This window comes from Gordonia cholesterolivorans, from assembly GCF_039531975.1.
Taxonomy (GTDB): Bacteria; Actinomycetota; Actinomycetes; order Mycobacteriales; family Mycobacteriaceae; genus Gordonia; species Gordonia sihwensis.
Window position 1 is genome coordinate 90,106 of sequence record NZ_BAAARB010000005.1, and the last position, 14,287, is coordinate 104,392.

The window sequence follows — 14,287 nt, forward strand, 5'->3', positions numbered from 1 at the left end:
CCGAATCACCGGGGATTCCTCATGCAGAATTTCAGCACTCCATTGGACGTGCTCGGCCGACGCGCCGAGCACTCGCACGACAGCCGGCCATCCGGCGCCGACGTGCGCCGGCAGGCCACGACCAGCACCATCGACTCCACGCGCGTGCAAGCGTTGCTCGACGCCGCCACCGGCACCGCAGACGCGGTGCTTTCCGCGCAGTCGACCTCGCTCGACGGCCTCGTCGACGAGGCGGTCGGTGCACGCCGACTCCGCTACGGCGCCAATGAACTCGATCATGACAGGCCCGCGCCGGTGGTCGTGCAATTCGCTCGCGCCTTCGTCAACCCCTTCATTGCGATCCTCGTATTCCTGGCCGTCGTGATGGTGTTCACCGATGTAGTCTTCGCCGATCCGGCCGGCGGCCGTGACTACACCGGCGTCGTCACTGTCGGTGCGATGGTCCTGGTCAGCGCGATCTTGCGGTTCTGGCAGGAGTACCGGTCGGGGAGGGCGGCCGAGAACCTCAAGGCGATGGTCCGGACGACGGCGGCGGTCACCCGGAACCGGCGGGGAGTCGCGGTGACCGAGGAACTCCCGGTCGAGCACCTGGTGCCGGGAGACATCGTCCGGCTCGCGGCGGGCGACATGATCCCGGCCGACGTGCGGCTGATCGCGGTCAACGACCTCCAGATCAACCAGGCCATGCTCACCGGCGAGGCATTGCCCGCCGAGAAGACCGCCGAACAGGTCGTCGAGGTGACGGCAGCAGACCTGCTCGATGCCCCCAACCTGGCCTTCATGGGCACTTCCGTGGTGTCGGGATCGGGCACCGCCGTCGTCCTCGGAACGGGAAGGAACAGCTATTTCGGCTCGATGTCGAAGGCTATCGTCGGTGAGCGACCGGAGACCGCTTTCGACGTCGGGATCAAGAAGGTCAGCTACACGCTGATCCGGTTCATGCTGGTGATGGTGCCGGTGGTGTTCGTGATCAACGGACTGACCAAGGATTGGACCACCGCATTCCTGTTCGGCGTCACGACCGCCGTCGGACTCACGCCGGAGATGCTTCCGCTGATCGTGACCGCGAACCTCGCCAAGGGCGCGAACTTCATGGCGCGGAGGAAGGTGATCGTCAAGCGGCTCGGCAGCATCCAGAACGTCGGCGCGATGGATGTGCTGGCCACCGACAAGACCGGAACGCTCACTGAAGACCGCATCGTTCTGGAGCGGCACATCGACGTCACGGCGAACGACAGTGACGATCCGCTGTGGTACGCGGCGGTCAACGCACACTTTCAGACGGGGCTGCGGAATCTGCTGGACGACGCGGTGCTCGATTCGGCCGGCTCGCGGATCGTGCGCCGCATCGAACGCGAGTACACCCTCGTCGATGAGATTCCGTTCGACTTCGAGCGCCGGCGGTTGTCGGTGGTGGTGGACGACGGACTGTCGCGCCTGATCGTCACCAAGGGGGCCGTGGAGGAACTGCTCGACAGGTGCGTCGCCGAACGTCGCGACGGGACCGAACTGCCGCTGACCGTCCAGCGCCGCACCGAACTCGACGATCTGGTAGCGGAACAGAATGCGCTCGGAATGCGCGTGCTCGCCGTCGCCGTCCGGTCGGTCGTCGCAGAACGCGGTGACCACCCCGAGGGCGGTCTCACCGAGAACGAGTACACCAAGGACGACGAGGCGAGCATGACGCTCGTCGGGTTCCTGCTGTTCCTCGACCCGCCGAAGGATTCGGCCGCGGCGGCGATCACCAGTCTGCGGCTACACGGCGTGGCGGTGAAGGTGATCACCGGCGACAACCCGATGGTGGCCGCCACCGTCTGCCGGAAGGTCGGCGTCGACGCCCGGCGGGTGGTGAGCGGCGCCGAAATCGACGACCTGTCCCTGAAGGAGCTCGCCGAACTCGCCGAGCGCACCAGTGTGTTCGCGAAGGTGAACCCCACGCAGAAGGCGCGGATCGTCGAGGCGATGCGGACGCGGGGACACACCGTCGGGTTCCTGGGCGACGGCATCAACGATGCGCCCGCTCTGCGGACCGCGGATGTCGGAATCTCGGTGGACACGGCGGTCGACATCGCCAAGGAATCGGCCGACATCATTCTCTTGGAGAAGGACCTGACTGTTCTCGAATCGGGAGTGATCGAGGGCCGGCGGACCTTCGTGAACACCATGAAGTACATCAAGATGACGGCGTCGTCGAATTTCGGCAACATGTTCTCGGTGCTGGTCGCCAGCGCATTGCTCCCGTTCATCCCGATGATTCCGATCGTGGTGCTCGTGCAGAACCTGGCCTACGACCTCGCGATGCTCACTCTGCCGTGGGATCGCGCGGACTCGGAGGACCTGGCGCGTCCGCGCAAGTGGGAGAGCCGCGGACTGGGGAGGTTCATGGTGCGGATCGGTCCGTTGTCGTCGATCTTCGACATCACGACCTACGCGCTGATGTGGTTCGTCTTCGCGGCGAACTCACCGGTTCACGCGGCGCTGTTTCAGTCCGGCTGGTTCGTGGAGTCGATCATCTCGCAGACGCTCATCGTGCATCTGCTGCGGACCGGCCGGGTTCCGTTCGTCCAGTCCCGGGCCGGACTCCCGGTGGTGCTCGCCACTGCCGCAGTCTGCGTGTTCGGACTGGTCCTGCCTTTCACCGGCTTCGGTCAGGGCCTGGGTCTGGTGCCGCTGCCGTGGTCGTACTTCCCGTGGCTGATCGTCACGTTGGTCGGGTACTGCGTCGTGACGCAAGTGGCGAAGCGGATGTTCGTGCGCCGATACGGTGCGTGGATCTGACCGCGGCAGAAACTTTGGCTCCCGGAACGGTCTCTCACACCGTTCCGGGAGCCAAAGTTTTCACAGTTCTCAGTTCTCGATCCGGTCGAGGATGATCTCGGTCAGTTCGGCGGCGTTCTGTTCGGGGATCCAGTGGTTGGCGTGTTCGAGGATCCGGAGCCGGAAGTCGGCGTCGACGTAGTCTCCGGCCAGCTCGGCGCCGCGGCGCGCCAACGCGGTGTCGCCTGCGCCCCACACGTGAGTGGTCGGCACGGTGATGCGGCGCGCCAGAGCGCCGGGGCGGCCGAACGGAAGCGCGCGATACCAGTTCAGGCCGCCGGTCAGTGCCCCCGAGTCGATGATCTGCCGGTGGGTGTCGGCGATCATCTGATCGTCCATGCCGGTCGAGGCGAGCATGCGGTCGAAGAACTCGGGTTTCCGGGCGATCAGCAGCTCCGGCAGGCGGGGCGGTTGGAAGGCGGCCATGTACCAGGAGCGGCGGAGCTGGTCGCTCTGCAGCATCGATTTCAGGAAGGCCGCGGGATGCGGCACCGAGACGGTGGTGAGCGTGGCGACCAGGTCCGGTCGCGTGGCGGTCAGCATCCACGCCACCTGCGCTCCCCAGTCGTGGCCGACCAGATGCACCTGCCGCGCATCGGACTGGATGATGAGGGACTCGATGTCGGAGACGAGTTCGCCGATGCGGTACTCGACTCGCCTGCGCGGACGGGCGCGGGGAGAGTAGCCGCGCTGGTCCGGCGCGATGGTGCGGTAGCCCCGCTGATTCAATCGCTCCGATACTCCGGTCCACGACTGCGAGGTCTGCGGAAAGCCGTGCAGCAGAACGACTGTGCCGTTGTCGGCGGTGCCCGCGTCGGCGACGTCGAAGGTGAAGCCGGCTCGCGAAAAGGTCTCCATGACTGCTCCCGAGGCAAGCCGCGGAAATTTACGTAACCGCGGGTAACGGAAAAACTCTCTCTGCCGAACGCTATGTGGTGCCCGAGGCCCGGTCAAGGGTTCGTTCACCGGTCCGCACACTCCGGTGCTGCCTATCGTGGACCCATGACTGCACCGGACCTGACGTCGTTGATCGAGTCGCTGCCCCGCGGGATGGTGATCACCGACCCCGACGTGCTGAGCGCCTATCGATACGACCGCGCCAACGACCCGGACGCGGGGACACCGGCAGCGCTGGTGCGGCCGATGACGACCGAGCACGTGCAGACGGCGGTCAGATGGGCGGCGGCCCACGACGTGCCGATCATCACCCGGGGCGCTGGGACGAGCCTGTCGGGAGGATCGACCGCGGTCGACGGCGCGTTGACGATCTCGACCGAGAAGATGCGGCAGCTCACCGTCGACACCGCGACCCGCACCGCCGTCACCCAACCGGGAATGCTGAATGCCGAGGTGAAGGCGGCCGCGGCCGAGAAGGGGCTCTGGTATCCGCCGGACCCGTCGTCGTTCGAGATCTGCAGCATCGGCGGCAACGTCGCGACCAACGCCGGTGGGCTGTGCTGCGTGAAGTACGGGGTCACCACCGATTATGTGCTGGGCCTGGAAGTGGTCCTGGCCGACGGCCGGGCGCTCCGGCTCGGCGGCAAGCAGTTGAAGGACTCCGCGGGCCTGCCACTGACCAAGCTGTTCGTCGGCAGCGAGGGCCTGCTCGGCATCGTCACCGAGGTGACACTGCGACTGTTGCCGCCACAGGCTCCGGCCTGCACCGTCGTGGGCTCGTTCGGGTCGGTCCGGGCGGCCGTCGAGGCGGTGCTGGCGGTGACGTCCCAGATCCGGCCGGCGATGCTCGAGTTCATGGACGGCGTCTCGATCAACGCCGTCGAAGACATGCTGAAGATGGGCCTCGATCGCGAGGCGGGCGCCCTGCTGGTGGCGCAGTCGGACGCGCCGGGACCCGCCGGTGCGGCGGAGGTGGCGCTGATCGAGGAGGCCTTCGGCGCCTGCGGGGCCGCCGAGGTCTTCGCCACGTCGGATCCGGTCGAGTCGGAGGCGTTCACGGCCGCGCGGCGTGCGGCGATCCCCGCGGTGGAGCGGATCGGCGCGCTGCTGCTCGAGGACGTCGGCGTGCCGCTGCCCGCCCTGCCGGATCTGATCGACGGCGTCGGCGCCATCGCAGCCGAGAACGACGTGCTGATCTCGGTGATCGCCCACGCGGGTGACGGGAACACCCATCCGCTGATCGTTCACGACCCCGCCGACGCCGAGGAGACCGCCCGCGCCAACCGCGCCTTCGGCCAGATCATGGACCTCGCCATCTCGCTCGGCGGCACCATCACCGGCGAACACGGTGTGGGCCGGCTCAAGAAGGGATGGCTTCGCGACCAGGTGGGCGACGACGTCATGGACCTGATGGAGATGATCAAGTCGGCCGTCGATCCGAAGGGGCTCTTGAACCCCGGCGTGATGCTCTCGTAGCGCCATCAGTCGACTTACGGTGAGCGTGTCCGGGAGGCGTTCGTCAAGCCCGCGTGAACATGGACACAGACCTCGAAGCGGGTTCGGGGAAAGCTCTCGGCACCGGGTAATGTCCGTCTGTCTCGGTGGCCTCCCCAATTGATCGCCACCCATTGGTGCGGCCCTGCCCCGGGGTCGGTAGACGTTGCGAAAAGGTGTGGTGAGAACGCTCGAATGACCACTTCGGTGACTGATCGTGCGACCGGATTCGAAGCCGAGCTGCGGAACGCTTTCACCGCCGACGGGCTGGTGCTGGACGCGGACCTCGACGCGCGACAGAATCGATGCGCCCGCGGCCAGATCGGTGCCCTGATGGGGGAGATCCCGCCGGGGGCGTACATCGCCCTGCTGATGCGGTTCCCCGCTCTGACCCTCGCCGGGCTGGTGGGTCACGCGGCGCTGCGGACCGACCCGAAGGACGACTACTGGCCGGACTTCTGGGACGCCATCGGCCGCGACCGGGATCCGGCGTTCGAGACGGTGGTCGGACAGCTGATCGGCGACCTGCTGCGCGAATGCGGGCTCCGCGACGTGCCGTCGCTGCGCGAGAGCTCGGTGGTGCCGCTGCTGAAGCTCCACGCGGGTCCGACCGTGCCGACGGTGGACGCGCTCGTGGGGGTGATCGAGGATCATGTGGCAGCCGGGCACGAGCCCACCGGCGTCGCCGTTCTCGAACGCCTCACCGAGCAGGGCTTCGAGCACCGGCGCCGCGCCCTGCCCGCCGACTATCGCGTGCTGCTGCAGCATGCCCCCGAGGTGGCCGTCGGTCTTCTCAATCGCCTGTGCGAACTTCTGCTCGCGACGGTCGTGCATCCGGACACCTGGACGCCGGACGCGATCACTCCGGGCACCGCGGATCTCCCGCGGGCGATGCTCGAATCGGTGCTCGACCGAGTGCGGCGCACTCCCTTCCTGAACGACGATGCCGCCGCGCGCGACCTGTGCCGCCACCGCGCGCCCGACCTCCGCTTCGACGCGATCGACGGCGAGGTGCGGATCGTGGTTCCCGCGCGGGACGACGCCGCGGTGTGGCGGGTGTGGACCGGCGACGCCCCGGAGGAACTCGCGGTTCCGGCCGGTGAGGCGATCGCACTTCCGATCGGCGTCGCGGTGCGCGAGAGCGTCCTGATCCGGCTCGACACCGGCGTGCGACGCTCGGTACCTCTGTTCGATCCCGCCGACCCGATCATCGTGTTCGCCGACGACGGCCGTCGCATCTCGCGGTTCGAGTCGCTGCCGGCGGGAGAGGTGCTCGTCCTGATGCCGCGCGACGCCGACCTGGTCTCGGGCACACGGAGGAAGATCGCCGTGACCGATACCGTGCCCGCCCCGTGGGAGGGCTGGGAACTGCGGACCGTCGACCTTGCCGGGCACACCGAACTGACCCTGAAACGCGATGGAAGAGCCGGGCGCACGCGCCGGATCCTGCCGGTGGAGTCGCCGGCCTACGCGCTCCCGGAGCCGATCGCGGGCGTCACCACGGCAGACGGCGATCCCGTCTACGGCGAACGCCCGCTGGTGGATCTGCCCGCGCACGACGGAGACGACACCAAGGAGTGGCGGGTGCGCGTGCGGCGAGCGGGCGACCTGGACTGGCTGATCGACTATCCGTGGGCCGCTGCCGATTACGTGACCTCGGCCGACCCGTTCGACGGTCTCGAGGAACCCCTGGTGGGACGGTTCGAGATCGCCGCCGGCGACTCGTACGGACTCGATCGGCGACTGACGGTGGTGCTCGCCGAAGGGCTCGAGGTGACCCATGATCCCGTCGTCCGACTGCCGCAGGCCGACGGACTCGCGGAATCGGTGAGCGAACTCGTCGCCGAGACCGGACTCAAGATCGACGAGGGCGAACTGGCGTTCGGTCCCGGTGACACCGAACGCGTCGCGACCGTCCATGCGGGCGACGACGATCTGCCGCTGCTGATCCGTCCGCCGCACGCCGAGATCCGCTTCGAGCATCCGGGCCACCCATCGGCCTGGCAGACCTCACTGCCGACGATCGGAGTCGACGACGCCGGTGCCGGTCGTCTCACCGTCCGGGTGCCCGGCGCCGTGGACGTGTCGTTCGCGCTGCTGGACGGGGACGGCGACATCGTCCGCGAATGGGCGGCCGACTCCCGCGCGGGCACTGAGTTCACCCTCGCGGCCAGGTCGGTCGTCGACGCCGCCAAACGGCTTCTGCGGGGCAGCCTCGTCGCGTTGATCGAGGATGAGCACGGAGATTCCGAGGAGGCGGAGGTAGCCCGCGTGGCGCGCTCGGCGTCCACCTCTCAGGCGCCGGTGGCGGACTCCGCAGCCGGCGCCGACGCCCTCACCGCCGAATGGCTGCGTCTGGACACCGTCCAGGCCGCGGAGGTGGCGGCGCCCGCCCCCGATGCGGCACCGATCGAGGCGGTCGGGGCTCCGGCTGATGAGTTGTTGACCGCGGACCCCACCGCCTCGCTCATCGCCCTCGGCGACAGCCCGGTGGCGCCCTCGCGCATCCCGGCGCTGCTGATCCGGTCGGGACTGGCCGAGCGCGTGTTCACCGCACCCGAGCCGTACGACGGCGCCCACCCGAACCCGTACGTCAGCTGCCTCCTCGCGACCTCGGCCATCGTCGACCCGGCCAGTCCGCAGCGCGACGAGTTGCAGTCCTACCTGGCCACACGCGGCGGCGACGATCTGCTCCGGGTGATCGCGACCGGCCGCATGGAGGACCCGCGGACCGGTGTCTTCGACCGGAACGTGCTGGCCGTCGACGCGATGGCACGGGCGCAGGTGGAGTCGCTGTTCGAACGTTTCCGCATCGTTCCCGGCCCGCTGGTCGATCTCGACATGCGGACCGCGGCGACCATCGAGGCCTTCCATCGCCGCGCCGAGTGGATGACCGATCCGGTCAGCCTGGAGGCGCCGCGGTACGTGAACAAGACGCTGCGCGATGTACGCCGCGCCTCGCCCGAACTGTACGACCTGATCGCCGCGCGCAACGAGGCGCTCGACGGCGTCGACACGATCAGCAATCCCTGGATGCTGCTCTCGATGCAATCGCTGGCGTTCGCGGCCATCGGGCGCCTGCAGGCGTACGGCCGGCTCAAGCAGCCGGTGCTGACCGACGAGGGTCGCGCGATGTGGGCCACGCTGGCCGACTACTGTCCGGCTATGGTGGCCGCCGACCTGCTGATCGCGAATGCGGTGGCGGTGCGTTCGGACGCGCTCGACCGGGTGCGCGCTAAGAAGTGAGTCGTGTGCGGCGAACGGATCGAATCGATTCGGCGTCCACCCCGGCCTCACGCCGCAGCGCCTTCTGCAGGCCCGACGCGGTCTCGTAGCCGGCCGCGAGCGCTGCGCGGCGGACGGAGGAGCCCGCGCGCAGGCGGTCGATCGCCACGTTGAGCCGGGCGCGGACTCGCCACTGCCGGAACGGGATCCCGGTCTCTGACACGAACAGGCGTTGGACGTGCCGGACGCTCGTTCCGTGCCGGTCGGCGAGTTCGTCGAGCGGCCGTGCCGACAGCGGTGCCTCCACCGCGATCGCGGCCGCCACCGGATGTCGCGGCATCGGCAGGGCGAAGTACGGGCCGCTCAATCCGGCCAGGACCTCCTCGATCGCCTCGCGGAACACCGCGACCTGTTCTGCGGTCGAGGGCGCTGCCCCGAGCACACCGGTCATCACGGCGGTGAGAGCGGGCACCGAGCCGAGCCGATGCACCGGCTCGGGTGGGGTGGTCGTCGGCGACAGCAGCGGGCCCAGGACCAGACTGCCGGGGGAGTAGCGCGCCGAATGCGGAAGGTCGGCCGCCAGCCACACGGCCTCCTGGTCCGCGAGCAATACCTGCTCACCGGCGACGTCGAGTGTCGCCGAACCGGCCGCGACGTAGATGAGGTGCGGGAGGTGGTGGCTGTGCGTTCCGTGCCCCAGGAACTTCGGAGCGGCGCCGGGGACCAGGGTCGCGAGGCGGCTCGGTACGCGTTCGGCCATCGTTCACACCTCTCATCGTGTCGGCGACCGGCATGTCAGGTTGGTCGGCAGATCGTGTCACGTCCGGACCGAATCCGGTCGTTCGGTCCATTAGCTTAGTCTTGCCTAATAAGATGTGCGCGCTGGGCCGTCTCCCGTGCGCCGAACCGAGATGGTGGAAGTGATGCTCAGATCTCGTGCACTGCCTGCGACGATGCTGGCCGTGGTCGCCGTGCTGACCCTGGCGCTCGGGGGCTGTTCGACGTCCGGGGGCGATGCGTCTGGACAGACTCGTGCGGTCAAGACGTCCCAGGGCGAGGTGGACGTCCCGGTGGCACCGAAGCGGGTGGTGCTGCTCAACTACGCCCTGGCCGGCTATCTCTTCGATATGGACGTCCCGGTGGTTGCGACGACCCCCGAGGTGACCGACGGCAAGCACGAGTTCAACGCCGCGTGGGCCGAGAAGGCGCAGAAGGCGGGCACGACCTTCCTCCCCTGGAGCAACGACGGATTCGACATGGAGTCGATCCTGGAGGCCGAACCCGATCTCATCGTCGCAGGTGGTCTCGGATTTCCGCTCAAGCACGCCACCGCGGCGTACCCGGAACTCAGCAAGATCGCGCCGACCGTCGTGGTGAGCGGAGATCTGACCGAGTGGCGCGACCAATACGAGTTCCTCGCCGACGACGTCTTCAACCGGCCGGAGAAGTTCGCCGAGGCCTCGGCGGCCTACGACAAGCGAGTCGCCGAAGTCCGCGACGAGATCACCGTCCCCGAGGGTGAGATCACCTTCCTGTCGCTCACCGCGGCGGGAGACGTGTACGTGCCCATCGAGACGCGCGGGCTGCCCGCCGAGTTCGCGAAGTTCGGCTTCCGTCCCGCACCGCTGTTCGCGACGGGCCGGTTCCAGCCGTACACCCCGGGCGGCGACAGCTTCGCGCTCTCGACCGAACAGGTGGGCCAGTGGATCAATCAGGACACGGTGTTCGTCCTGGGCTTCAACGCCGACGTCACCTCCGTCGCCGAACTCGCCAAGCAGCCGATCTACGCGGCACTGCCGGCCTTCCAGAAGAAGCAGGCACACGACCTTCCGTACTGGGTGCAACGCAGCGACTACCACGAGGCGATGGCGATGCTCGACATCGTCGAGGGCATGTTCGGCGGAGCGGGTCCGGGACAGGAGCACTGATGACTCAGTCGCGGCTCACACCGCTGCCGATCATCCTGCGACGGCTGGTCGTGGAGTCCAACGAGCTCGTCAACCCGCGGCTGCGGCGCGTGCGGCTCGGCGGCGAGGAACTGGGGGCCTTCGAGCGTGACGGTGTCCTCTTTCCGGCCTTCGCCAGCCCCGGGTTCGACGACCATGTGAAGCTGATCTTCGCACCGGGCGGCGACATCGCCGACGCGCTGCCGGTGCAGCGCGCGCACGGTATCGAGTGGACGGCGTCGCCGGTGCGCGAGTCGCGCGACTACACGCCGGTCGAGGTGGACGCGGACGCGGGCACCATCGCATTCGATTTCGTCGTTCACAGCGATTCGGGGGACCGATCGGCGGCGGGGCCCGCCGAGGCCTGGGCGGCCGCCGCGCGACCCGGTGACGACCTGTGGATCGTGGGGCCCAAGTCGTCCACGGTGGTGCCGCCGAATGCGACATGGACGCTGATGGTCGCAGACGAGACCGGTTTGCCCGCAGTACGCCGATTCCTCACGGAACGACCGGTGCCGGGGCCGGTCCGAGCCGTCCTCGCCGTCGCCGACCCCGTCGCACAGCAGGTCCTTCCCGTCGGCCCGGACGACGAGATCACCTGGGTGTGCGCTGAACCGGGCGATGGCGCCGCTCTGGCCGATGCCGTCGCGGGGATCGTGCCGCTCGACGGTGCCCCCTACATCTGGGGTGCCGGGGAGAGCCGCAGCCTGCTGCCGATCCGCAAGTACGTCAAGCGAGAGCTCGCGGTGCCCAAACGGGACGTCGACATCACCGGATACTGGCATCTGCGCGAGCTCGTCCCGGAGCAGGCCGCCGCGGACGACGGCGCGCCGACCGCCGGACCGGCGGTTGTGGAATCGCCGGTGACCTGGTTCGCGGTCCGAGCGGCCCTGCGACTGGGACTCATCGAGGCGGTGGACGCCGGTCGCATCGGTCGCGCAGGGCTCGCGCGACGTCTCGGCATTCGGGATGAGCGGCTCGCTCCGCTCGTCGACCTGCTCATCGCGTGCCGGGTGCTGAGCGCCGACGGGACGGCGCTGACAGTCGGGGAGAGAGGCGACGTTCTCCTCACCGACGATCATGCGCGTCAGCAGTTCGACGGCGTACGCGCCGAGCAGATCCTGGCGCTGACCGAGCTGGCTGAGTGTCTCCCGGCGGCTGAGCCGGCGTGGCGCCGCCGGACCGGCACGAGTTTCGCTCGGTTCGCCGCGTCGGACGCGGCTGTGTACGCCGAACTCATCGAGGACGCCGAGCGCCTGCAGTTCCTGATCCCCGCGCTTGCGGCGCTGTCCGCGCTGTGGACCGGATCGCCGGTCTTCTTCGGGCCCGGCGCCGTCACCCTCGCGCAGGGATTGCGGACGGCGGGCGCGATCGGACCCGGTGCGGTGCCCACCGTCGTCGCTCAGGGCGCGCCACGCGCCGCCCTCGAGGAGGCCGCGGGTGCCGGGGACATCCTGTTCACCGACGACTGGCCGAGGGCTCAGACGGCGATTGCGGCGTGCGCGCTGGCGCACTGCGAGGACGAGGAGGCGGTGGCGCTGCTAGCGGCTCCGCGGCCCGCGGTGCGCAGGCTGGTGATCGTCGAATCCACTTCTCCGGACGCGCTGAGTCCGCGCGTCGCCGAGGACGCAGTTCTCTCGCTGGCTCTCGTCGGACGAGCACCGCGCGACCGCGAGCAACTCGGTCGCCTCGCGCGCGATGCGGGCTGGCGGGTCGTCAACGAGGCCGCGCTGGGGTGGGGAGTCTCGGCGCTCGTGTGTGAGCCCACGGAGTGAACAGCGGCACCGAGACGGCCGTGCGGCCGGATCAGGGCCGGCGGCAACCCGCGGAGCGCCGGATCGGCGGACGCATGGCGGCGCTGATCGCAGTGGCCGCCGTGCTGGTCTTCATCTGCGGTCTCAGTCTCGCCGTCGGTTCAGCGGCACTGCCGCTCTCGACCGTGTGGGCAGCGCTGACCGACCGCGATCAGTCCATCGACCACATCACCGTCATGGACGTGCGCCTGCCGCGCACACTGCTCGGACTGCTCGTCGGAGCGGCGCTGGGAGTGGCGGGCGCATTGATGCAGGCAGTCGGCCGTAACCCGCTCGCCGATCCCGGGATTCTCGGCGTCAACGCCGGCGCGGGCCTCGCGGTCGCCGTCGGCGTGGCGTACCTCGGATTGACGACCATCTCCGAGTTCGTGTGGCTCGGCATGGTCGGCGCCGTGGTGGCGGCGGTTCTGGTGGCCGCGATCGCCGCGCGCGGTCCCGGCGGAGCCACGCCACTGCGGCTGACGCTCGTCGGGGTCGCGTTGACCGCGGTCCTCAACGGACTGAGTCTGAGCCTCTCGCTGGTGAATCCCAGCCGCTTCGAGCGCATGCGGTTCTGGGGTGTCGGCAGTATCACCGACCGGCCCCCGGGCACGGTGGAGTTCGTCGCGCCGTTCATCGTCGCCGGGCTCGTCATTGCCCTCGCTGCGTCGCGTTCGCTGAACGTGCTGGCTCTCGGCGATGACGTGGCGCGGTCGGTCGGCGCCCGGCTCGGGCTCACGCGGGCCGCGGCGGTGGTCTCGCTAGTCCTCCTGTGCGGCGCGGCCACGGCGGCGGCTGGACCGATCGCGTTCGTCGGACTCATGGTGCCGCATGCGGTCCGGATGCTGGTCGGCACCGACCAGCGGTGGGTGATCGCATTCTCTGCGCTGGCGGGGCCGGTGCTCGTGTTGGCGGCGGACCTGTTCGGCCGAGTGGTGGTGCGGCCTGAAGAACTGGAGGTCGGGATCGTCACGCCCCTGTTCGGCGCACCGGTTCTGATCTGGCTCGTCCGACGGACGCGACGTCTATGAGCGCGCACCGGACGGTGGAGGTGCTCGCCGGGCCGATCGGTCTGCGCGTGACCCGGCGCGCCGTCGTGGTCAACTCGGCACTTCTGATCCTCATCGGGGCCCTGCTGGTCGGCGCCCTGGTTCTCGGGCGCAGCGGACTCGGCTTCGACGACCTACTCGCGCTCATGCGCGGCGAGGGGTCGAGGAAGCAGGAACTCGTGTTCTCCTGGCGGGCGCCGAGAGCTCTGGCGTCGGTTCTCTTCGGCGCCTGTCTGGGGATCAGCGGCGCGATGTTCCAGGCCATCACCCGCAACGCGCTCGGCAGTCCGGATGTGATCGGCATCAACTCAGGTGCCTACACCGGAGTGATCGTGGTGTTGATGGCCGGCGGCTCCGGATATGCGGCCACCGCGGCCGGGGCGGTCGTCGGATGCACACTGGCCGCACTGACAGTCTTCGTCCTCGCGTACAGGCAGGGAATGGCCGGATTCCGGTTGATCGTGGTCGGCATCGCCGTCAGTGCGGTGCTCACCTCGGTCAATCACTGGTTCAGCGTGCGCGCCGACCTCGACGAGGCGCTGCAGGCGGCGATCTGGGGTGCGGGAAGTCTGGGCGGGATCACGTGGACTCCGCTCGTCGCGACACTGTGCGCGGTCGCGCTCATGCTTCCGGTTCTGCCGGTGATCGCGCACCGCATGCGGGAACTGGAACTGGGTGACGACGTGGCCGCCGCGCAGGGAGTGGATGTCGAACGCACCAAGCTCCTGATGGTTCTGGTCGGGGTGTTCAGCACCGCGATCGTCACTGCGGTCGCCGGGCCGATCGCCTTCATCGCACTCGCCGCTCCGCAGATCGCGCGCCGGCTGTGCCGCGCACCGTCGCTCAGTCTGACCGGATCGGCGCTGGTCGGCGCCGTGGTGCTCGCGGCATCCGATCTGATCGCGCAGTATCTACTCGCCGGCGCTCGTCCGCCGGTCGGGGTGGTCACCGTCACCGTCGGAGGCTTGTACCTCATCTGGCTGCTGCTGCGTGAGTCGGCGCGCTGAGACGGTGACTGCGCTGAGACGGTGAGTGCGATGATCGTGTCGAGGTCTTCTCGGTACGC

Annotated in this window: 9 protein-coding genes; 7 read left to right on the forward strand and 2 right to left on the reverse strand. The window is 69.0% G+C overall.

The genetic code is table 11. From position 1 onward, the window contains the following. The first annotated feature begins 21 nt into the window (after positions 1–21). Positions 22–2,778 (forward strand): magnesium-translocating P-type ATPase, encoded by a 2,757-nt coding sequence (mgtA, locus tag ABFX36_RS06670; RefSeq protein WP_062366587.1) that lies wholly within the window; start codon positions 22–24, stop codon positions 2,776–2,778. A gap of 69 nt (positions 2,779–2,847) precedes the next feature. Here the strand turns inward: mgtA and ABFX36_RS06675 are convergent, their stop codons facing one another. After that, positions 2,848–3,675, reverse strand: coding sequence for an alpha/beta fold hydrolase (locus tag ABFX36_RS06675; RefSeq protein WP_062366589.1), 828 nt, complete (start codon positions 3,673–3,675; stop codon positions 2,848–2,850). A 144-nt stretch (positions 3,676–3,819) separates the two neighbouring features. On the opposite strand from ABFX36_RS06675, the gene ABFX36_RS06680 reads away from it, so the two are divergent. Both ABFX36_RS06680 and ABFX36_RS06685 read left to right on the forward strand, forming a co-directional pair. Then, positions 3,820–5,190 (forward strand): FAD-binding oxidoreductase, encoded by a 1,371-nt coding sequence (locus ABFX36_RS06680; RefSeq protein ID WP_062366591.1) that lies wholly within the window; start codon positions 3,820–3,822, stop codon positions 5,188–5,190. A 225-nt stretch (positions 5,191–5,415) separates the two neighbouring features. Beyond that, positions 5,416–8,454, forward strand: coding sequence for a hypothetical protein (locus ABFX36_RS06685; RefSeq protein ID WP_346075515.1), 3,039 nt, complete (start codon positions 5,416–5,418; stop codon positions 8,452–8,454). Here ABFX36_RS06685 and ABFX36_RS06690 read toward each other — a convergent pair. Then, on the reverse strand, positions 8,444–9,193 hold the full coding sequence (locus ABFX36_RS06690; protein WP_346075517.1) for a helix-turn-helix domain-containing protein: 750 nt from the start codon (positions 9,191–9,193) through the stop codon (positions 8,444–8,446). The genes ABFX36_RS06685 and ABFX36_RS06690 overlap by 11 nt on opposite strands. A gap of 163 nt (positions 9,194–9,356) precedes the next feature. Between ABFX36_RS06690 and ABFX36_RS06695 the strand changes: the two genes are divergently transcribed. The 4 genes from ABFX36_RS06695 to ABFX36_RS06710 are packed head-to-tail and all read left to right on the forward strand — an operon-like array spanning position 9,357 to position 14,228. Beyond that, complete coding sequence (locus ABFX36_RS06695; RefSeq protein WP_346075519.1) at positions 9,357–10,361, forward strand: ABC transporter substrate-binding protein; 1,005 nt, start codon at positions 9,357–9,359, stop codon at positions 10,359–10,361. Beyond that, positions 10,361–12,154: a siderophore-interacting protein gene (locus ABFX36_RS06700; protein ID WP_346075521.1), complete on the forward strand. Its 1,794-nt coding sequence runs from the start codon at positions 10,361–10,363 to the stop codon at positions 12,152–12,154. Before ABFX36_RS06695 ends, ABFX36_RS06700 begins: the two co-directional genes overlap by 1 nt. Further along, positions 12,151–13,203, forward strand: a complete 1,053-nt coding sequence (locus ABFX36_RS06705) for an iron chelate uptake ABC transporter family permease subunit (protein ID WP_346075522.1) — start codon at positions 12,151–12,153, stop codon at positions 13,201–13,203. Before ABFX36_RS06700 ends, ABFX36_RS06705 begins: the two co-directional genes overlap by 4 nt. After that, on the forward strand, positions 13,200–14,228 hold the full coding sequence (locus ABFX36_RS06710) for a FecCD family ABC transporter permease (RefSeq protein WP_006897818.1): 1,029 nt from the start codon (positions 13,200–13,202) through the stop codon (positions 14,226–14,228). The genes ABFX36_RS06705 and ABFX36_RS06710 overlap by 4 nt, the downstream gene beginning before the upstream one ends. Positions 14,229–14,287 lie beyond the last annotated feature (59 nt).